This is a genomic window from Dellaglioa sp. CoH-57-MRSF-22, from assembly GCF_056781895.1.
The window spans coordinates 1-19,979 of the sequence record NZ_JBXAXT010000009.1; the positions used below are offsets into that span (position 1 = coordinate 1).

General features: G+C 32.2%; 18 protein-coding genes and 6 tRNA genes. 5 read left to right on the forward strand and 19 right to left on the reverse strand.

Annotation, left to right across the window (positions count from 1 at the left end; all coding sequences use genetic code 11):
- Positions 1-118: 118 nt before the first annotated feature.
- The 4 genes from mgtE to yjbM are packed head-to-tail and all read right to left on the reverse strand — an operon-like array spanning position 119 to position 3,859.
- Positions 119-1,486: a magnesium transporter gene (mgtE, locus tag AC1RPR_RS07540; protein WP_481761981.1), complete on the reverse strand. Its 1,368-nt coding sequence runs from the start codon at positions 1,484-1,486 to the stop codon at positions 119-121.
- A gap of 17 nt (positions 1,487-1,503) precedes the next feature.
- A complete protein-coding gene (locus AC1RPR_RS07545; protein WP_481761982.1) occupies positions 1,504-2,397 on the reverse strand; it encodes an RluA family pseudouridine synthase in 894 nt (297 codons plus the stop codon).
- A complete protein-coding gene (locus tag AC1RPR_RS07550; RefSeq protein WP_481761966.1) occupies positions 2,387-3,190 on the reverse strand; it encodes an NAD kinase in 804 nt (267 codons plus the stop codon). Before AC1RPR_RS07550 ends, AC1RPR_RS07545 begins: the two co-directional genes overlap by 11 nt.
- Positions 3,191-3,229: 39 nt before the next feature.
- Complete coding sequence (yjbM, locus tag AC1RPR_RS07555) at positions 3,230-3,859, reverse strand: GTP diphosphokinase (RefSeq protein ID WP_481761967.1); 630 nt, start codon at positions 3,857-3,859, stop codon at positions 3,230-3,232.
- A gap of 252 nt (positions 3,860-4,111) precedes the next feature.
- Here yjbM and AC1RPR_RS07560 point away from each other — a divergent pair, with 252 nt between their 5' ends.
- The gene (locus AC1RPR_RS07560) at positions 4,112-4,729 is read left to right on the forward strand and encodes a DsbA family protein (RefSeq protein ID WP_481761968.1); all 618 of its coding nucleotides are present in this window, start codon (positions 4,112-4,114) and stop codon (positions 4,727-4,729) included.
- 44 nt (positions 4,730-4,773) lie between these two features.
- On the opposite strand, the gene pepF is transcribed toward AC1RPR_RS07560, so the two are convergent.
- From pepF to AC1RPR_RS07585, 5 genes are all read right to left on the reverse strand, one after another.
- On the reverse strand, positions 4,774-6,594 hold the full coding sequence (gene pepF / locus AC1RPR_RS07565) for an oligoendopeptidase F (RefSeq protein ID WP_481761969.1): 1,821 nt from the start codon (positions 6,592-6,594) through the stop codon (positions 4,774-4,776).
- A gap of 48 nt (positions 6,595-6,642) precedes the next feature.
- A complete protein-coding gene (locus AC1RPR_RS07570) occupies positions 6,643-7,785 on the reverse strand; it encodes a competence protein CoiA (protein ID WP_481761970.1) in 1,143 nt (380 codons plus the stop codon).
- Between the two features lie 66 nt (positions 7,786-7,851).
- Positions 7,852-8,526, reverse strand: coding sequence for an adaptor protein MecA (locus AC1RPR_RS07575; protein WP_481761971.1), 675 nt, complete (start codon positions 8,524-8,526; stop codon positions 7,852-7,854).
- Between the two features lie 167 nt (positions 8,527-8,693).
- Positions 8,694-9,092, reverse strand: coding sequence for a transcriptional regulator SpxA (spxA, locus tag AC1RPR_RS07580; protein WP_481761972.1), 399 nt, complete (start codon positions 9,090-9,092; stop codon positions 8,694-8,696).
- A 405-nt stretch (positions 9,093-9,497) separates the two neighbouring features.
- Complete coding sequence (locus tag AC1RPR_RS07585; RefSeq protein WP_481761973.1) at positions 9,498-10,235, reverse strand: MBL fold metallo-hydrolase; 738 nt, start codon at positions 10,233-10,235, stop codon at positions 9,498-9,500.
- Positions 10,236-10,326: 91 nt separating this feature from the next.
- Between AC1RPR_RS07585 and AC1RPR_RS07590 the strand changes: the two genes are divergently transcribed.
- Positions 10,327-10,836 (forward strand): antibiotic biosynthesis monooxygenase, encoded by a 510-nt coding sequence (locus AC1RPR_RS07590; RefSeq protein ID WP_481761974.1) that lies wholly within the window; start codon positions 10,327-10,329, stop codon positions 10,834-10,836.
- A gap of 180 nt (positions 10,837-11,016) precedes the next feature.
- Here the strand turns inward: AC1RPR_RS07590 and AC1RPR_RS07595 are convergent, their stop codons facing one another.
- On the reverse strand, positions 11,017-13,053 hold the full coding sequence (locus AC1RPR_RS07595) for an ABC transporter permease (protein ID WP_481761975.1): 2,037 nt from the start codon (positions 13,051-13,053) through the stop codon (positions 11,017-11,019).
- Complete coding sequence (locus AC1RPR_RS07600) at positions 13,050-13,805, reverse strand: ABC transporter ATP-binding protein (RefSeq protein WP_481761983.1); 756 nt, start codon at positions 13,803-13,805, stop codon at positions 13,050-13,052. The genes AC1RPR_RS07595 and AC1RPR_RS07600 overlap by 4 nt, the downstream gene beginning before the upstream one ends.
- 140 nt (positions 13,806-13,945) lie before the next feature.
- Between AC1RPR_RS07600 and AC1RPR_RS07605 the strand changes: the two genes are divergently transcribed.
- The 3 genes from AC1RPR_RS07605 to AC1RPR_RS07615 are packed head-to-tail and all read left to right on the forward strand — an operon-like array spanning position 13,946 to position 16,245.
- Positions 13,946-14,620, forward strand: coding sequence for a response regulator transcription factor (locus tag AC1RPR_RS07605; protein WP_481761976.1), 675 nt, complete (start codon positions 13,946-13,948; stop codon positions 14,618-14,620).
- A gap of 9 nt (positions 14,621-14,629) precedes the next feature.
- On the forward strand, positions 14,630-15,676 hold the full coding sequence (locus AC1RPR_RS07610) for a sensor histidine kinase (RefSeq protein ID WP_481761977.1): 1,047 nt from the start codon (positions 14,630-14,632) through the stop codon (positions 15,674-15,676).
- An 11-nt stretch (positions 15,677-15,687) separates the two neighbouring features.
- Positions 15,688-16,245 carry a M15 family metallopeptidase gene (locus AC1RPR_RS07615; protein ID WP_481761978.1) on the forward strand — a complete coding sequence of 186 codons (558 nt, stop codon included), beginning with the start codon at positions 15,688-15,690 and terminating at the stop codon, positions 16,243-16,245.
- A gap of 47 nt (positions 16,246-16,292) precedes the next feature.
- Here the strand turns inward: AC1RPR_RS07615 and nrdG are convergent, their stop codons facing one another.
- The 8 genes from nrdG to AC1RPR_RS07655 all read right to left on the reverse strand — a co-directional run bounded on the left by nrdG (position 16,293) and on the right by AC1RPR_RS07655 (position 19,977).
- Positions 16,293-16,883 (reverse strand): anaerobic ribonucleoside-triphosphate reductase activating protein, encoded by a 591-nt coding sequence (gene nrdG, locus AC1RPR_RS07620; RefSeq protein ID WP_481761979.1) that lies wholly within the window; start codon positions 16,881-16,883, stop codon positions 16,293-16,295.
- Positions 16,858-19,032 (reverse strand): anaerobic ribonucleoside-triphosphate reductase, encoded by a 2,175-nt coding sequence (gene nrdD / locus AC1RPR_RS07625; RefSeq protein ID WP_481761980.1) that lies wholly within the window; start codon positions 19,030-19,032, stop codon positions 16,858-16,860. The genes nrdG and nrdD overlap by 26 nt, the downstream gene beginning before the upstream one ends.
- Before the next feature lie 422 nt (positions 19,033-19,454).
- Positions 19,455-19,538: transfer RNA gene (locus AC1RPR_RS07630), tRNA-Leu, on the reverse strand.
- A gap of 12 nt (positions 19,539-19,550) precedes the next feature.
- A tRNA-Cys gene (locus AC1RPR_RS07635) sits at positions 19,551-19,621 on the reverse strand.
- A 33-nt stretch (positions 19,622-19,654) separates the two neighbouring features.
- Positions 19,655-19,727 (reverse strand) — tRNA-His (locus AC1RPR_RS07640).
- Positions 19,728-19,739: 12 nt separating this feature from the next.
- Positions 19,740-19,813 (reverse strand) — tRNA-Trp (locus AC1RPR_RS07645).
- An 8-nt stretch (positions 19,814-19,821) separates the two neighbouring features.
- Positions 19,822-19,902, reverse strand: a tRNA-Tyr gene (locus AC1RPR_RS07650).
- Positions 19,903-19,908: 6 nt separating this feature from the next.
- Positions 19,909-19,977, reverse strand: a tRNA-Phe gene (locus AC1RPR_RS07655).
- Positions 19,978-19,979: the final 2 nt, after the last annotated feature.

Genomic DNA, 19,979 nt, shown 5'->3' on the forward strand with positions numbered 1-19,979 from the left:
GGACATACAAAAATCCCTCCATGATTATCGGATGAAATTATATTATTTCATCTGACAACCATAAAGGGATTATTACATCACTCAATCTGAAGTTGTTGGAACCTTTTTAAGTTTTTCTTTAAGTCGCAATAAAAAATTTTAAGAATACTTGTGCAATACTAAAATAAATTAACACAGAAGTTAAATCACTCAATGTCGAAATAAATGGCCCTGATGCAACTGCTGGATCAACACCAATTTTATCCATTAAAATTGGTATAAAACTACCCGCTAAATTTGCCACCGTAATAGCGCACATCATTGCAAGTCCTATCACCATCCCGAGAACAAAGTTACCCTTCCAGAGTCCGACAATTAAAGTGACGGAAATACCCGTTACAACCCCAATTACTAATCCAGTGAAAACTTCACTTATAATTAGTCTAAGCACACTTTGTTCATTGTCATCTTTTACAGCTAGGCGTCGAACAGCAACAGCTAAACTTTGTGTTCCGGCATTACCGGCCGTTCCTGTAATCAATGAAATGAAGACAGCTAAAATACTTGCTTCACTCAGTAACCCTTCAAAATGACTAACTAAACTTGCCGTTGACATACCTAAAAATAATAACGTTATCAACCATGGCAAACGTTTTGATGCTGCTTTAAATGGATTTTCTGTTTGATCTTCAGTATCGACACCGGCCAAACCAGAGTAATCCTCAGCCGATTCTTCATCAATAACATCAATAATATCATCAACAGTAATCACACCAATTAATTGTTCATCATAATTTGTAACTGGCATTGCTAAAAAGTTATAATCCCGAATCATCTTGGCAACGTCTGCTTGATCGTCATCAGCTTTAACAGACATAACTGGTGTCGTCATGATATCTCCAATTAACGCCTTCTCATTACTCATTAATAAATTACGTAATGTTACAATCCCCATCAAACGCTGATCATTATTAATAACATAATCATAGTAAATTGTTTCCGCATCACTTGCTTCTTCTCTTAAAGTACGCATTGCAGAACTCACTGTTTGATCTGAGGTTATTGAGGCAAAATCAGTTGACATAATAGCACCAGCTGTCTTATCTTCATAATGCAGCAGACTTTTTATTTCATAGGCCTTATCTTTATCCATCAGACCTAAATATCTCGCTAATTTATGCTGATCCAGTTGTCCCAACAGGTCAACCTCATTATCAGTGTACATATTATCTAATAACTCAGCCACATACTTTAGAGACATTTCATCAAAATATTTAACAACATCTTCCGGATCATCTTCAGCGGCATCAAATGTGTCACTCAATTCCTTAGGCGTCAGGTACTGATACACCTTTTGGCGTTGCTCTTTATTAAGCACTGAAAAAATCTCAGCTTGCTCATAAACATGCAAATCTGTAAATTCATTGTGAAAATTATATTGTTGATTCTTTTCAAGCGAATCAATAATTTCTTCAGTTTTTATTTGGTTATATTTTTCTGTATCCACCATGATGAATACCTCGTTTATTTTTTATTTATAAATTTTTGCATATCCGATGCAAGGTGACTCTGAACATTTATCTGTTCATGTGTAAATGGTTGATAAAACTCAATTTCACTACAGTGTAGCGCTTGGCGTTGCATTGGCATAATTATATGCCCACCATACAATGTATCACCAACTAAGGGATGCCCTGTGGATGCAAAATGAACACGAATTTGATGTGTTCTCCCCGTATGTAATTGGATTTTATATTGACTAATACCTTTTACAGATTTCTCTAACCAATACTCAGTTAAAGCTACTTGACTACCTTCCCCATGGCCAACCTGCCTCTTAATGAATGATTCTGGATCACGCATAATTGGCTCATCAATTGTCCCATGCGGAGTTTCAATCTGTCCTTCGACAAATGCTGTATAGTACTTTTTAATTAGATGATTTTGTAACTGTTGATCCAATAAAGCGTGAGCAAATCGATGTTTAGCAAACAATACTAACCCACTCGTATCACGATCAAGTCGCGTCGCAATATGTGGAATAAAATCATTTAAATGTCGATTTTGATAATAGCCTGCGACACGATTAATCAAGGTATCCTCCGGATGTAAATATGAAGGAATTGAGGCAACATGTGCTGGTTTATTAATAATTAAAAAATCGCGATCTTCAAAAACGATATCAATTGGTACAAACGATTTTTTTAATTCATTTTTATTTTTCTCAGCTGGTAGAACAATACTCACTTTATCATTTGTTTGAATGAAGTCAATTGCCCACTGCTCGTTATCGTTGACTAATAGCTTACCACCACAATACTTAAGCGTTGCAAGTAATCGCCTAGATACACCTTCATTTTTCAGAAAAGTCTTCACTTTTTGAGGAGACGTCCCTGTATACTGCCAATCAATCTGCATAATCACTACCAATAAACGCCTCATTTACACGTTTCCAGAAATTATTATGTCGATATTTGGCAAAACAAATGTGTTCCTTCGCTATTTTATATTTAATTGCCTTAATTTGCCGATTATGATAGATTTCTTGGTCTATACTAAAAACAAAGTCACTGCTTTGTGTTGGTTTCAGTGTAATCCAATCATTTGAAGCCACAATAACTGGTGAGCTTAGCGTCCTAAACACACGATTGTTAATAGACGCAATTTCTGCCATTTGTATTGACTCGAGTTCGGGATGAATAACCGCTCCACCAACCGATTTATTATAGGCAGTAGATCCAGTAGGCGTAGAAATGCACAAACCATCTCCACGAAACTTTTCAAATAACTGATCACCAATATAAACATCCGTTACCATTGTATTGTTAATCCTTTTTAAGGTTGATTCATTTAATGCAAGAAATCTTTCTGATTCTGCATCAAAATAATCAACTTTAACATCTAATAATGGATAATTAATTGATTGTTTATTATCTGATTGGAGACTAGTAACTAAATCTGAAATTTCATCATCTCGCCAATCCGTATAAAAACCTAAATGCCCTGTATGTACGCCAACAAATCTAATGTTTTCAAGGTTATCTTGGTAATGTTTGAAAGCAGAAAGCAAAGTTCCATCCCCACCAACCGTAATCACAATTTCAGGATGACTATTATCAATTACGATATGTGCATCCGTTAGTTTTTGATACAGTTCTTTACCAACTTTTTGCGATTTTTCCCCATCATTTTCGAAAATAGCAACTTTCATTCGTAACCCTCTTTTCCTGACGCCCATGATACCTAATGTTTATTTTTTGTTTAAACCCTTACCATAAAATAAATGCTGCGCTTCTTGAATCTCTTCTCTAATTTCGGACATTTCAGTGTCTAATTTAAACGCAGCCTCTGCTGCCCGTTCGAGCCGTGCATTTAATTGGCTAGGAAATTCTCCTTGATATTTATAATTTAAAGAGTGCTCAATCGTTGCCCAAAAATTCATAGCTAACGTGCGAATTTGAATTTCAACAAGTACATTTTTTTCTCCATTTATCATTTGAACCGGGTACTTAAGTACAATATGATATGAGCGATAACCGCTCGCTTTTTTATTAGTAATGTAGTCACGTTCTTCTACAACGGTCATATCATTTCGAGAACGTAATAAGTCAACAACCTGATAAATATCATCAACAAATTGGCACATAATGCGAATACCCGCAATATCTTGCATGTCAGTTTCTAAACGTTCTTCAGAAATTTGACGTCGTTCAATTTTCTCTAAAATACTATCAACTGATTTAACCCGACTTGTCACAAATTCAATTGGCGAATGTTGACCAATACCCGTGAACTGTTTTCTTAAACCACGCATTTTTATTTTCATTTCTGAAACGGCCTGTTCATAGGGTCTAAAGAAATATTTCCAATCTTCTACCATTTTATCACTCTATTCTATTATTCAATTTACTCATCTCATTTTAGCATAAATTAGTGATTCAGTTCCGAATTAACCTCACAATGTTACCAAATCTTTCAAAAAACAAGTAATTTTAATAATATCTGTTATTAATTAAGTGTTAATAATTGAAAAAAAAAAAAAATTTGGTAAAGTGGTAATAGTTATTAAAACAGAAATGAAATCAAACCCCACACGATTTTAAATCTAATCACTATAATTGGAGGAGTACTCTTGCTAGAAATTTATTTATTTGTCAACCCATTAGGTACAAAATGCTTCAAATCTGAACAAAAGGTTTTAGACTTTATTCGTCTATCTCCCCAAAAAATCTCATTCCAATTTGTACCCATGTTAAACATCCAAACAGTGCACAATGTCATGATTGAAAAAAATCTTGATACACGTAACTTAGCGCTTCGAAATGTGTTATCTGGGTCAATTTACCAAGCCGCTTTAGATTATAAAGCAGCTCTTTTTCAAGGAAAAAAACGTGGACGTGATTTCTTAATGGCAATTCAAGCGGCTTTAGTTCAAGATAGCACTTGTTACTCAGAAGAGCTCATTCAACGAGTTGCTAAAGAAGTTAACTTAAACTGGGAAATGTTTAATGAAGATAGACATTCAGTGTTAGCAAAAAAATCATTTAAAAATGATCAAAAAATTGCCAATGATATGAACGTTACAATGCATCCCACAATCGTCATTAATAATATTGATGGTCTAGACTGTGGTGTATCCTTCCCAGATGCTGATTTAGTAGATATTTCGAAAGTTTGTGCTGGTGATTTTAATATTCAAAATGACTTACATCAAGCAATTAACCCTCAAAACCAACTATACGTTTTATAAAATAAAAATACGTAGCTTAGTTTTTTAACTAAGTTACGTATTTTTTATTTCTCTAAGATTTGAGGTAATAATGCCTCTAATTCATTCAATCTTGCTTCAAATACAGCAAATGCGTTAACTAGATATGCTGACTTAGTCATATCTACACCTGCTTTTTTCATGACATCAACTGGAAAATCTGAACTCCCAGCTTTCAAATAATTCAAATAGTTTTCTAATGCATCAGGTTTTCCACTAGTGATTCCCTCAGATAAAGTGGTTGCAGCAGCAAACCCTGTTGCATATTGATAGACATAATAATTATAATAAAAATGCGGAATTCTTGACCATTCCATTGCAATTTCTGGATCACGTTCTAAACTCTCTCCATAATATTTTTGATTTAAATCAGCATAGTATTTAGACAGTTTATCAGCCGTTAGTGGGTTTCCAACCGCGTCTTCCTCATGAATCCAATGTTCAAATTCTGCAAATTGTGTTTGACGGAAGATAGTTCCTTTAAACCCGTCTAAATAATAATTAAGTAAAAATGCCCTAACCTTAGGATCTGTTTGAGTCTTTAATAAATAATGTGTTAACGTATTTTCATTAGTTGTTGACGCAATTTCTGCTAAAAAAATTGGATAATCACCATACAAATAAGGCTGATTATGATGCGTATAGTAACTATGAATACTATGTCCCATTTCATGTACCAATGTATAAAGATTATTTACATTATTTTGCCAGTTTAATAACATATATGGTGCTGTATCATACATACCTGATGAATAGGCACCACTTCTTTTACCTTGATTTTCAACAACATCAATCCAACGGTTATCAAATGCCTCTTGAACATGACTTAGATAATCAGGTCCCATTTTATCTAAGGCTTTTAATGCCTCACTTTTCGCTTCATCATACGTGTAACTTAGTGCGGGTTCGCCTGTTATTGGTGTATATAAATCGTATGAATGTAATTTTTCAACTTTTAAAATTTTCTTACGTAATGCAACATAACGGTGTAACAACGGTAAATTCTTATTAACCTGCTCAATTAGTGTATTGTAGACAACTTCAGGTATCTGATTATTTGATAATGACGCATCTCTGGCACTTTTATAATGTCGAACTTGTGCACTATAGTTATGAACTTTAACATGGCTTGAAAGTGTTGAAGCTAGTGTGTTTTGAAATTGACCATAGACTTCATATAATTTTTTAAAGGCCTGTTCTCTAACACTTCTAGAAGTTGATTCTAGAAGGACCCCATAAATACCTTGTGATAATTGAACATCATTACCTTGTTCGTCTTGAACAACTGGAAATTTCAAATCAGCATTGTTCAGTATTTCAAACGTTTTAGAAGAGGCGCTAAATATATCCCCTGCTCCAGCTAAGAGCGTTTCTTCAGCATGCGAAAGGACATGATCCTTCTCCAATAATAAACTATCAAAAAAATGACGATAGCCTTTTAAATCAGGATTATCAGACATAAATTGCTTTAAAGTATCCTCTGGTATCGCAATAATTTCAGGTTCAAACCAAGAAATAGCAGCCGATACCTTAGCTGCCAAGGCGCCAGCCCTTGAATTTAAAGCTTGATATGTTGAATTTTCTGTATCTTGATCATTTTTTAAATTCGCATACACGTATACTTTTTCGAGCATCCGTTCAAGCGCCAAAATAGCTTCTAATCCACGTAACATTGTTGTACTATCTTGACTCAATGTACCTTTAAAGTTAGCGATAGTTACTACAGATTCTTCAATTTTTTTGTAATCCTCTTCAAATAATGAATCTGAACCATATATTTTTTCTACATCCCACGTTAAATTTTCTGGTACCTCTTCACGCTTTGGTAATTGCTTAGCTACTGTCATAAAAAGCCTCCGAATATCGTTTATTTACTCCTATAAGATAACATATTTTTAATCAAAATTTGAAATAAATGTATGCCTCAACTGTAAATTTTCCATTTTTAGCGATATATCACTGGACCATACAATCTGATTGTCAATTCGATAATTTTCGGATTCTTTAATTGGTATTAAAATATGATTTTTAATTAAACCCTTAATATATGCATTATTAACTTGTTTAATTGCTAGATGACCAACAAGTGGCATTTCAAAAAGAGTTTTTGTGATTTTTTGTTGCAGGTTAAATAATAACTCAAGCTCTTTTTTCGAAATAACATCAGTGGTATATTTTTGCAAATCTAAAATAACTCGAATTCTCCAAAAAAAGTCATCATGTCGATAGATTGGCGGAAGACGCGTCTGACTCAAGCAATATATCGGAAATCCCATAAAATAATATCGCTGCATGTAGCAAAAATCAATCTGTTGCTTTAAATAATGATTCAAATAATAACAATTTTTCTCTAACTTAGTCAATTGACGGAACAAGTCTGCTGGTGACAAATTCAAAGTTTTATTCCTACAATTATTTTTGATAAATACCATTAAGTCTGTTACATCATTAAATACTTTTGTGCAGTAACGAATACCATATAAATTTTCAAACCATAATTCATAATTTAAAATTAAACACTGTCGCTCAGTATCGATAAATACTAAGAAATAACCAATATTTTTATGGAAATTTATAAACATTGCTTGTTGTTGTGTTAATTTTTTATTTAAACGATGTTTCATCCCTAGAATCCAAAAAATACGATACCCATTTTGTTTATAACCGTCAGTCCTTTTGTTAAAATCTTTTAGCGTCAACGGACTGCATTGGTACTCTACGACTAACTGGCTATTTTTTAAATTTATTAAAACATCCGGTCGTTGCTTTAGTTTAGGCAAATATTGCTCAATATCTGCTCTTTTATGTCTTTTTTCTGCCCACATTTTAATTAAATTTTTCCCTGTGACATGTATTTTCGTTTCACCTTCTGAAAAAAAATGACATGACTTTTTAAAATGAGCAAAATGAGCTTGTTTTTGCGGGCCTTCTTTAAAGACAACACGCTCTCCGCAACCAGGACAAAAATATTTATTGTTTTGCTTAAAATTTATTGCGCATACCAACTCATCTACGTGTTCTTGTTTTGCAAATATCATTCAAATTACCCCTTGTTACAATTTAAATACGCAAAAAAACAAACTAACCTTTTTCGATTAGTTTGTTTATTTAAAGTATCTTCTTGCCTCAGAGAGTGCGTCAGATGACATAATCTTTTTACCACGTTCTTCCATAAATGGTCCTGTCGATGAGACAACCTGTGCATACTCTAATGCGACAGCTATATCATTTTCGATTGTTTCTTTTGTTGTATTATCTTTATCAAAAATTAGTTCTAAAAAATATTTATTTTGGACTTTAAATAAATTGCTTTGTGTATTTGTTGGTCTAAAAATTTTAGCTAATTGAATAAAATCTTCGAAGTCCCCAAATTCAAACATTCTTGTTTGAGCAGATTTTTTATAACCCGATCCAACAGTATCTTGTGAGTCATTGTCACTGTCTTCAAGCTCAGCTAATCTATCTTTTATAAAGCTTCCTAGATCATCATTCTCAGATAAATCAGAAATGTTTATTTCTTTCGGATTTTGCGTCTCGTCTGGCTTTCCACGACTGATAAATAACTCCAAGCCATCTCGATTAGGTAATACCTGGAAGGTAACTGCTTCATTATTTTCAAATTCATGTTCCGTGTCTACTTCGCGTAAAATACTATAAAAGAAATCTTCAATTTGAGTTCTATTACCTAATAAATCTAAAACAGTAATACCTCTTTTAGATAAATCTTCATCTTCAACTAAAACACGAATTGTATTTTCATTTATTTTTTCCATTTTCATTACTAATCACCCATCTTTCTGATAACTTGACCTTAATTCTATCTAAAATTTACTATTTGTAAAGTAGTTTAAACTAAATAAAAAAAATTCAGGAATGCGTCTTCCTGAATTTTACCATGTTACCTTATTAAAAACTAATGTTTCAATATTATTTAATTTTAAATTAATTAAAATCCAGCAAGTAATTGTGCCTTTTGTAATTCTAAAGCACGTACATCCCTTGGTAAGAAGCGACGAATTTCGTCTTCGTTATATCCAACCTGTAATCGTTTTTCATCTAGAATAATAGGACGACGTAATAAACCAGGATTATCTTGAATTAATGAGAATAATTCTTGAAGTGGTAAATCGTCTAAGTCCATATCTAGTTCCTGATAAACTTTTGAGCGTTTAGAAATAACTTCTTCTGTTCCATTTTCAGTCATTTGCAAAATTGTTTTAATTTCATCAATGTTGAGAGGCTCAGAAAAAATATTACGTTCTTGGAATGGAATATTATTTTCCTTAAGCCATGCACGTGCTTTTCGACAAGATGTACAACTTGGTGAAGTATATAAAGTTACCATATGCGCTCTCTCCTTTTAATAAAAAATTTATCAATTCCTATAAAACAATTGTAACTTATTATCAAACAAATTACTACCATTTTATTAAAAAAATTTACTAATTAATATTTTTACTAATAATACATTTAATTCATTTGTGTTCATTATTAAATGATTAAATGACATCATTTTTGATATTGTTTTTTATATTTCGAGTATGATATTACATATATTTTATAGTTATTATTATTTATTGAATGAAAAATAATTTGCTATCTCAATTATTTAATATACTTTACACTCGATATATACTTACTAAAAGTACGTAACACGCACTTAATCGTTTATTTGCAACAATCTTATCATTATTTTATTTTTCAAAAAAAAGATACATATTGTTAAAAAAATTTAACAATATGTATCCGATTACAAAATTAGTTCTAAATATTTTTTTGCGAGTATTATATCGATATTATTGCCAGCTGATAATTCAGCTTGTTCTTTTAATAATTCGTGGGAACCATTTGCTGGTAAATGCGTTAAAATTAATCTTTTAGCATTATTTAAACGAGCAAACTTTCCAGACTCGGTAGATGTCATATGCCATTTTTTGCCAATTTTATCATCAAAAAAGTTTGTATCGGTCATTAATATATCTGCATTTTGACTAATTTCATTTAATTTTTCGTCATACGCCGTATCAGCTGTAAAAACAAAGACCTTCCCAGTTGCCCGTTCCGTTATTCTCATAGCATATGTAGGCACTGGGTGAATTGTTTCTAAAAATTCAAAAGTAAAAGGCCCAATGTCTATAACTTCTTTATTCTTATATCCTATTCCAATTGTCGCATTTGCCCAAGTTAATTTTGCTAATGCTTCTTGATCAATAGATGGCCCATAAATAGGAAGTGGTTGCTTCACTTGTTCACCGTTAATCTGCCAGCTATACTGTAAAACGCCGACATCTGCGATATGATCCTGATGATAATGTGATAAAACAACTGCATCTAACTTCAAGGAATCTAGTTTAGGTTCTAGACTAAGCATTGCTCCACTTCCACAGTCCAACAATAAATTAAAACCATTACTCTGAATTAAATATGAACTAGTTCCAACTGTATGGGCAGGATAACCCCCATAGAATCCTAAAATTGTCAACTTCATTTTTAATTGTCCTTCCTGTTACTTTTGACTCTATTATACCTTTTTTTGGGCTATACTTAATAATGAATTAAAGTAAATGGGAGATGTATCTTTGTTAAATCATATAAACACAGCATTAGGCGCTGAATATTTTTTAAAGTCTATAATTCGAAATAATCCATCCCGATCATTTATTCTACTTAATCCAATTAATAAGTACAATAATTCTTACTTATTAGACACATCAGATGATAATTCTATTTTCTACTCTGGATTAGACTTCCGTGTTCGATATCATGTAGGAATGGATTCATGGCAAGGTTTTTATCATTTTAAATATATTACTTTGAGCGATGAAGAAAGTAAAGTTTACTTAGCTCAAGTACAAACTTTTATTAATGAACAAACAAAACCAACTGGTATCATTTCTTTTTACACATTACAGTCTTTATCTAAAGGTTATAATTATGTTTTTTTAACAATTTGGAAGCAACAATCTGATTTTATTAATTGGCGTAAAACGTCAAATTATAAACAGTTAAAGTACTATGAAAGTGAGTTTCAAATTACTCCCATAGACGCAGTGTATTCTGTTAATGAATTAATTAATATAAAAGATTAATCCAATTAGTTAAAAACAATCCGTATTCCACAAACGATATTAATAGCTAATTAATGACTCAAACAAGTCATTAATTAGCTATTTTTTTACAATAGTTATTCCCCAAAAATGTTTAATTTCCAACCAAAAAATAGCCTAAAAAGTTTTCTAACTTTTAGGCTATTAATCATTTAACCGTTCTTAAACTCTGTTATTTATTATCCGATTCAACACTCTCACGGTAATTAAAAATAAGCCTAAATACATCACATAGAAGGTCCCCCAGAAGAAAATGAGAACATTTAGGTTAGGTTGATCAAATAATGCGACATAAATATTAAAAGTAAATATTGCTTCTATCGATCCTAAAATAACCGGAATTAAAAATAAACTGGCTGTTTGCTGATAAATAATTCGCTTAATCTCTTTTTTGGTCACACCTAGACTTTGCATTAGTGAATAAGTTTTTTGATTTTGTCTAAGATCTATCATTTGTTGTAACATTAAAATACTACAAGTTGCTAATACTAAAATAATACTAATAAAACATGCTATATAAATATAAAACCCATCTAATTCGTTAACATTTTTTTCAACTTGATTTCTCACACCCAAATTTCGATAATGGTAGTTTGACTTAATTTGATTAGAAAATTTATAACGGACATTCGATAATGTTGTCCCTGTCTGCTGCAAATAGGTCTGTTCTTTAGATTGATTATCTAATTTATGTCCGAAATCATTTTTAGATTGTGCAAATTCCTGATAATTTTTAATATTAATAGCTGTAAGTCCATATTTTGTGTTGCTATCAACACGTTTGTAGACACTATCTTTAACAATTAACAAATTTTGAATGTAATGTATTTCACCATACGGAAACGTACTTAAGTATGTTTTTATCTTTAATTTGTTCATTGATTTTTGCTTAAATTGAATGAGCTGGTTATCATCATTAATTTGATATCTTGCTAACTTGTGTAAAATCATAACTGTCTCATTCGATTTAATCTTAATCGGTTCTAAATCATCTTGAATTTTACGCGCATGATTATAATCTGTTTCTGACATTATTGTAATTGGCACAATTTTAGCTTCACTTTGATTATTTGCTTTTAATTGAACACTTGTTTTCATCGGTACAATTTTAAGATGTCCACTTACTTGCTGTTTCACTATTAAATTGTTTTGTTTTAATACTTTTTTTACAGTTTTTAAATGATAATCGTCCGTAATAAAATGAGCTGGTGCCACTTGATCAATTGTTTTTTGGGAATATGAATACAACGTAGCCACTCCAATAAATACAGATAAAGAGAACATTATTAATAAAGTCATTAAACTTAAGATGACCTTATTTTGTCTTAAACTGACTTTTAAATTAGAAAAAGCAAGTAGCCTACCACCCCGATACATAAAATGTCGCCATTTTTGTATCATACTTATCATTATCGGCACCAAATAATTAAAAATCAAAAGAGTCCCTAAGATAATCATAATTGCAATAATCAATACTGCTAAAAAATAATCATTTTTACGTAACCAAACATTAAAAATAGGTCCCAAATTTTCAAAATTTACTGCCATAAATAAAGGTACAATAATAAAAAAGATACTAATGATAGCCATAAATCGTTTAAATGGTCCAAATTTTTCGACACTGGCATTATCACTATTTTTAAACAATGAAACTAATTGTTTACGATAAATAACACTTGCATTAACAGTTGACATCATTAAAAAGATAACGTTAAAGATAACTATTGTACTAATTAAACTATGCCAAGATATAATAATATTGGTATCTGCCACAATAAACATAGCCCTCAACAAAATCATAGCAAATAATTTAGAAAAGATCGCACCAACCACTAAACCAATCAGTAATGCTATATTACCTAGAATTAAATTTTCAATAAATAGCATTGTCGCAATTTCTTTTTTTTTCACTCCAAGAAGATGGTAAACAGCAATTTCTTTTTCTCGCCGTTTCGCCACAAAAAGATTAGTGTACATCATGAAACAAGCAATAAAAATCAAAATTAAAAAACTACTAATACGTAAAGTAACAGAAATTGGTAACTCTACGCGCGCATTTTGTGTTAACTCTTTGTTAATTGACATTGACAAAAATGAAAAATAAACTGTAACTGCTATCGCACTAGCAATAATGTAAATTAAATAATCCCATAAACTGCGCCAAATACTTTTAAAAACAATATTCACTAGTGGTTTCATTGCTTTCCCCCACCAATAGCTGCTTGCATATCAATTATTTTTTGGAAAAATTCTTTTCTAGAGCCATCTCGCCTAATTTCGGCAAAGATATTCCCATCTTTAATAAAAATAATTCTTTTACAATAACTAGCTGTAAATGCATCATGAGTTACCATCATGAGCGTCATCTTTTGCTTTTCATTCACGTCTGTTAAATACTTCAATAGTTCCGTAGCTGCTTTTGAATCTAGACTTCCTGTCGGTTCATCTGCGAATAACATTTTGGGTGCCGTTATAATAGCTCGTGCAACTGCAACCCTCTGCTGTTGACCAATTGAAATTTCATTTGGAAAATGTTTTAAAATATTATTTAAATTTAAAATATTAGCAATATTAGCAAGTTTTGCCTCAATTATTTCTACATTTACTTTATCCAATGCTAAGGGCAAAATTATATTTTCCTTGATAGTCAACGAATTAAGTAAATTAAAATCTTGAAAAATAAACCCTAACTGTTGTCTTCTAAACTCAGACAATTTTTTTTCATTATATTGTGTTATATCCTGGTTATCTATTCTAACATGTCCAAAAGTTGGCTTATCAATAGTCGACATCATATTTAATAACGTCGTTTTTCCTGCACCAGATGGTCCCATAATACCAACAAATTCTCCTGAATCAATTACAAACGAAATATTATCAATTGCAGTCGATCTATTAAACTTCATTCCATAAATTTTTTTAACGTGATCTACTTCAATAAATGTCATAATTTCATTTCTCCTATTACCAAGTATTATCCTATATATAGGATAATTACGCCAATATTTATTTACGCTTTTTATCTATTTGAATTTAATGCTAAAAACCGGTATTGTAGGGTAAATAGTTCTTACTTTAAAGAGGTGATAATATGTTTAGTATAATGATTGTTGAAGATGATAAAACAATTGCCAACATTACTGCAGATAGTCTAGCAAAATGGCGATTCAACCCTATTTTAATTAATAATTTTAGTGAAATTGATCTTGAATTCATTGAAAAAAAACCACATTTAGTTTTATTAGACATTAATTTACCCGATTTTGATGGCTTTTACTGGTGTAAAAAAATCCGTGAAATATCAAATGTACCAATTATATTTATCTCAAGCCGAAATACCAATATGGATATGGTTATGGCAATGAATATGGGTGGCGATGACTTCGTAAATAAACCTTACTCAATGGAAGTTTTAGTTGCAAAAATTTCTGCATTATTACGACGCACTTACAATTACGCAGAAATGGGACCAGAAACACTCGAGCATAATGGCCTTTTTTTGAATTTACAAAATGGAACTGCAAAATTTAACGATAAAATTATTGATTTATCAAAAAATGAGTACCAGTTACTGCAATATTTAATGCGTCAGACAGGGAAAATTGTTAGCCGTGAAAAATTACTTCGAGAACTCTGGGAAGACGAACATTTTGTTGATGACAATACGTTAACCGTTAATATTAATCGCGTTCGTAAAAAAATAGCACAAGCTGGATTACCCAATTTTATCGAGACAAAGGTAGGACAAGGTTATCTTATCCCTTAGGAGACACTAATGACATTTTTTAAGTACATTTCAGATAGAATTACAACAATCATCTTTTTCCTTCTAGTTATTCTCTTAATTAATCTTGTATTGTGGTTTGATCCATTCCATAACATTGTTTTATCTACATTATTATATATAGATATTCTGGTAGTTATTATATCAAGTATTTTTGTTGTAACACGTTACTGGATTAATCATCAATGGTACCAAAAATTTAAATTACCAATTGATCCAGCAACAGCAGATTTATTGATTCCTATTAATGGTGCACATTCCAATGAACAACGTTTATATCAGGGTTATGTTAATGCCCTATTAAACAATCATCAAATACAAATAAATAATATCTTGTCTAAACAACAAGAACAAGAGGATTTTTTAAATGCTTGGATTCATGATATTAAAGTTCCCTTAGCTGCTATTCAGTTACTAATTGAAACATCTGATGGCAAGCTATCTGAAAAACAAGTCATGCAAACTGAAATTGAATTAAAAAACATTGAAAATTTTGTTGAACAAGTGATTTATTATTCTCGTTTAGATAGCTTTTCAAATGATTATTTAATTCAAGATGATTCACTAAAAAAAGTAGTTAATCTTGTCATTCGGGATAATATGAACTTATTTTTTTCAAAACATATTCGTTTCGTTTTTAACAGTACAGATATTTCCGTTCTAACTGATTCAAAATGGCTACGTTTTATCTTAAATCAAGTGATTACCAATTCATTAAAATACACACCAAATAATGGTGAAATCGTTATTTCTCTTAAAGATACTGAAAAAGAAACGATATTAGCCATTAAAGATAATGGCATTGGTATCCCGAACGCAGATTTAGCTCGCGTTTTTGACAAAGGATTTACCGGGAATAACGGGCGTCAATTCAACCAAAATGCAACCGGATTAGGCCTTTATTTAGCAAATCAACTAAGTCAAAAATTAGGTCACCAATTAGAAATTGAATCTCCAAAAAATGAAGGTACTACAGTTAAAATTATATTTCCTAAACTTTCTTATTATAATGATGAAATGGGCGAAATTCTTCGCTAGGAGGGTCTATCATGTTATCAGAAATTGAACTCGGTTTTACAAATATTAAAGATATTGATCCTAATATTATTGTAGATTTACGCTATGCTACAAAAGACAACTTTACTAACCAAATTATTTATGACTTTTCTACAGCAATCGCTAGAACAGGAACAGCTAAGAAACTTGGTATCGCAAGTCAATTACTCAAAACTCAAGGCTATCGTTTAAAAATTTGGGACGCCTACAGACCAGTCTCTGCTCAAAAAAAATTATTTGACGTTTATCCCGATCCTAATTTTGTAGCGAAGCCAAATCCTAATTTCAGTCATCAAAAAGGCGTGACATTTGATTTAACTATCTGTGATATGGATGGCCACGAGCTTAACATGCAAAGTGAATTTGACGACTTTTCAGAACGAGCTGGAAGAAATTATAAACGAACACCTCAACAACAAATAAATTACGATATACTAAATAACGCTATGATAACTGCTGGTTTTATCGGATATTCTGAAGAATGGTGGGACTATAGAGATTCTGATATGAATGACTATTCACCACTTATCGCGAATCCAAATGATTATTAAAAAAACTTGTCACAACACCTTACATACAAGGTATTGTGACAAGTTTTTTATCTTAACAATTTATCCCAGAGAATAACTTCACCCGCAATTAATGATTTTTGAACATCAATAATTCTTTGATTTGAGCTACCTCTAAATTGCAAAGTTAAATCTTTTTTTGGTAATTCGAATCGACCGTCGACTAAAATATCAATCTTTGAAAGTAATTCAAGTTTATCATCAGATTCAAGCATTAATTCATCCCATGTATAACCAGTCCAAGACCAGATATCTTTCGTCCATCCATAAGTATCATGAATACGATTCACTAAGCTTAAACAAACCTGCGTGTTAACAAAAGGCTCTCCGCCTAATAAAGTTAATCCTTGGCAATAGTCTTCGCTTAAATCAGTTATTATTTGATCTTCAAGCTCTTTTGTATATGGTGTCCCATATCTAAAATTTTGCGCTGCCTTATTATAACAACCCGGACAAGCAAATAAACAGCCACTAACGTATAAACTACAACGAACCCCTTCACCATCAACAAAATTAAATGGTTTATAAGATGCAATATACTGTTGGCTTAACTCACTGGCAATCCATTCTTTAGGTTTCGGATTTCGTGGTGCTTTAACTCTCTTTTGTCGTTCCATCATCAACCATTCCTAAAGTCATATTTTTAACACGAGAAGCAATTTCTTTATGACGTCCATGAACCATCGGACGTTGCTGTGGATTACCTAAGTATCCACATGTCCTTTTAACAACATCACATGTTTTTGGATCATGATTTTGACATTTAGGGCATTCAAATCCTCGTTCAGTTGGGTTAAATTCACCATCAAAACCACATTTATAACAATGATCAATAGGGGTATTAGTTCCTAAATAGCCGATTTTATCATAAGCCCAATCCCAGACTGCTTCTAAAGCCTTAGGATTTTGACGTAAATTTGGGTATTCACAGTAATGAATAAATCCACCTGATGCATATTTAGGATATTCCATTTCAAACGACAATTTTTCAAACGGAGTTGGATTTTTCCTAACGTCATAATGAAAACTATTTGTATAATATTCCTTTTCTGTAACATCTTTAATTTCACCAAATTTTTCAGTGTCTAATACACAGAAACGATCTGTTAAGGATTCACTAGGAGTTGAATAAACACTAAAATGATAATCGTATTCATCTGACCAATCTGTACAATACTCCTTGAGGCGTTTAACGATGTCAATCGTAAAATTATGCGCCTTTTCATTTTTTTCCCAATTAGGTCCAAAAAAAACAGTTCCAACTTCATATAGTCCAATATAACCTAATGAGACCGTAGCGCGACGATTCTTGAATAAATCATCAACATCTCCGTCTGCTTTTAACCTTTCGCCAAAAGCACCATGTTGATATAGAATGGGTGCATTCTCTGGGATAGCTTCCTTGACACGGTTAACTTTAAAGACTAATGCCTCTTTACAAACCTGCATCCTCTCTTTAAAGATATCCCAAAATAAATCAATATTACCTTCGGATTCCAAAGCAATTCGTGGTAAATTAACTGTAACAACGCCTAAATTCATACGCCCAGAATTGACTTCATTACCATTTTTATCTTTCCATCCTTGCAGAAAGCTACGACAGCCCATAGGTACCTTGAAACTGCCCGTAAGCTCTTTTATCTTGTCATACATTAATATGTCAGGGTACATTCTCTTCGTAGCACAATCAACAGCTAAGGCCTTAATATCGTAGTTAGGGTCCCCATGTTTAAAGTTTAAATCCTTTTTTATTGTAAATACTAATTTAGGAAATATTGCCGTACGATGCTCACGACCTAATCCTTTTATTCTAATTTTTAAAATTGAGATTTGAATTTCTCGTTCAATCCAACTTTCACCCAACCCAAAACCTAACGTAGTAAACGGCGTCTGTCCTTGCGAAGAGAATAAAGTATTGATTTCATACTCTAATCCTTGCATGGCATCATAAATATCTTTGCTTGTTTTAAGTTTAGCAAATTCTATCTGTTTTATTGGATTCCCAATCCATACTTTTGCATCTATTAAATGCTTCTTATAATTTAATTCAGCAAATGGCGCTAGTAACTCATCCACCCTATCTGCAGAACAACCACCATACTGACTTGAGGCTACATTAGCAATAATTTGTGCCATTTGCGCAGTTGCGGTCTGAATTGAATGAGGACTTTCAACTTCAGCATTTCCTATTTTAAATCCATTTGTTAACATCTCTTTAAAATCAATCAGACAGCAGTTAGTCATAGGACTCCAGGGTGTGTAATCTAAATCATGATAATGAATTGAACCACGTAAATGTGCTTTAGCTAGTGATTCAGGCATTAATTTTAATCCCAAAGTTTTACCCACTGTCCCAGCCGTCAAATCACGTTGTGTATTGAATACATTGCTATCCTTATTAGCATTTTCATGAACAATTGTATCATCTTTATTTAATAATTTATCCAAACGACCAGCTGGATCAGTTTGCTCTTTCCACAATTTTTCATCATTTATTCTATATTCCTGAAAGCTATCCAATGCATCACGGTAGCCTAATTCACGATATGTAGCTATAACTAAGCCATACATCGTTTGGGCATTAATTTTTTGATAATTACTTAATTTATGTAATAGTAATTCCTGATAGCTTTCTTGATTTTTTTTACTATTTAATCGACGCAAAGTACTACTTAAAACTTTACGTAATGCAAAATCAACTTTTCGACCATCACGCTTTTCAAATATGTCAGGCACTTGCATATCTAACTTTACCTCTACTTTTTTCATAAGTGACCTTCCTTTTCTTACAGCAATAAATATATGTTACTTGATTATCCTCTTAAAAACAACAATATATAGTGTACAACAATATATACTATCTATATATTGTTGTACACTATGATTTACTATCAAGATGTTTGAAATGTAATTAAAAAGTTAGACGTATATATATCAGTTAAAAAATTATTATATGATTTCAATACCAGAATATTTTATACACTTAAAAATTTATACCAAAAAAACTCTAATTATTAAGTGATTAGAATTTTCATACTATTATCCACCAACAACAGTTGACGAAGAGCCAAAAAAGTTCAACAAAAGCTCAACTTTCTATAATTTCGTATTATTCTTCATAATTTAGCGTACAAAAAAAGCCCAATCAATGGGCTTTCATGTTTTCTAATACTCTCTATAATACTTAATAATACCGGTGATCGGGGTCGAACCGATACTCCATTGCTGGAACTGGATTTTGAGTCCAGCGCGTCTGCCAATTCCGCCACACCGGCATAACTCGTGTAAGGCGGTAACCGGATTTGAACCGGTGATGAAGGTTTTGCAGACCTCTGCCTTACCACTTGGCTATACCGCCATATTAATTATTACTTGATATAACCTTATAAAAGGCGACATGTGGGAATCGAACCCACGCGTGCCGGAGCCACAATCCGGTGCGTTAACCACTTCGCCAATATCGCCAAAACAAAAAATGGCAGGGGTAGTAGGAATTGAACCCACACTGACGGTTTTGGAGACCGTAGTTCTACCTTTAAACTATACCCCTATAAAAAATGGAAGAGAGTGGATTCGAACCACCGAACCCGAAGGAGCGGATTTACAGTCCGCCGCGTTTAGCCTCTTCGCTACTCTTCCAATAAATGGCGCAGGACAGAATCGAACTGCCGACACATGGAGCTTCAATCCATTGCTCTACCAACTGAGCTACTGAG

Coding starts and splice junctions, on each gene's coding strand:
- AC1RPR_RS07545 (WP_481761982.1), bottom strand. CDS start 2,397: ATGCAGATTGATTGGCAGTATACAGGGACGTCTCCTCAAAAAGTGAAG.
- AC1RPR_RS07550 (WP_481761966.1), bottom strand. CDS start 3,190: ATGAAAGTTGCTATTTTCGAAAATGATGGGGAAAAATCGCAAAAAGTT.
- yjbM (WP_481761967.1), bottom strand. CDS start 3,859: ATGGTAGAAGATTGGAAATATTTCTTTAGACCCTATGAACAGGCCGTT.
- pepF (WP_481761969.1), bottom strand. CDS start 6,594: ATGACAGTAGCTAAGCAATTACCAAAGCGTGAAGAGGTACCAGAAAAT.
- AC1RPR_RS07570 (WP_481761970.1), bottom strand. CDS start 7,785: ATGATATTTGCAAAACAAGAACACGTAGATGAGTTGGTATGCGCAATA.
- AC1RPR_RS07575 (WP_481761971.1), bottom strand. CDS start 8,526: ATGAAAATGGAAAAAATAAATGAAAATACAATTCGTGTTTTAGTTGAA.
- spxA (WP_481761972.1), bottom strand. CDS start 9,092: ATGGTAACTTTATATACTTCACCAAGTTGTACATCTTGTCGAAAAGCA.
- AC1RPR_RS07585 (WP_481761973.1), bottom strand. CDS start 10,235: ATGAAGTTGACAATTTTAGGATTCTATGGGGGTTATCCTGCCCATACA.
- AC1RPR_RS07595 (WP_481761975.1), bottom strand. CDS start 13,053: ATGAAACCACTAGTGAATATTGTTTTTAAAAGTATTTGGCGCAGTTTA.
- AC1RPR_RS07605 (WP_481761976.1), top strand. CDS start 13,946: ATGTTTAGTATAATGATTGTTGAAGATGATAAAACAATTGCCAACATT.
- AC1RPR_RS07610 (WP_481761977.1), top strand. CDS start 14,630: ATGACATTTTTTAAGTACATTTCAGATAGAATTACAACAATCATCTTT.
- AC1RPR_RS07615 (WP_481761978.1), top strand. CDS start 15,688: ATGTTATCAGAAATTGAACTCGGTTTTACAAATATTAAAGATATTGAT.
- nrdG (WP_481761979.1), bottom strand. CDS start 16,883: ATGATGGAACGACAAAAGAGAGTTAAAGCACCACGAAATCCGAAACCT.
- nrdD (WP_481761980.1), bottom strand. CDS start 19,032: ATGAAAAAAGTAGAGGTAAAGTTAGATATGCAAGTGCCTGACATATTT.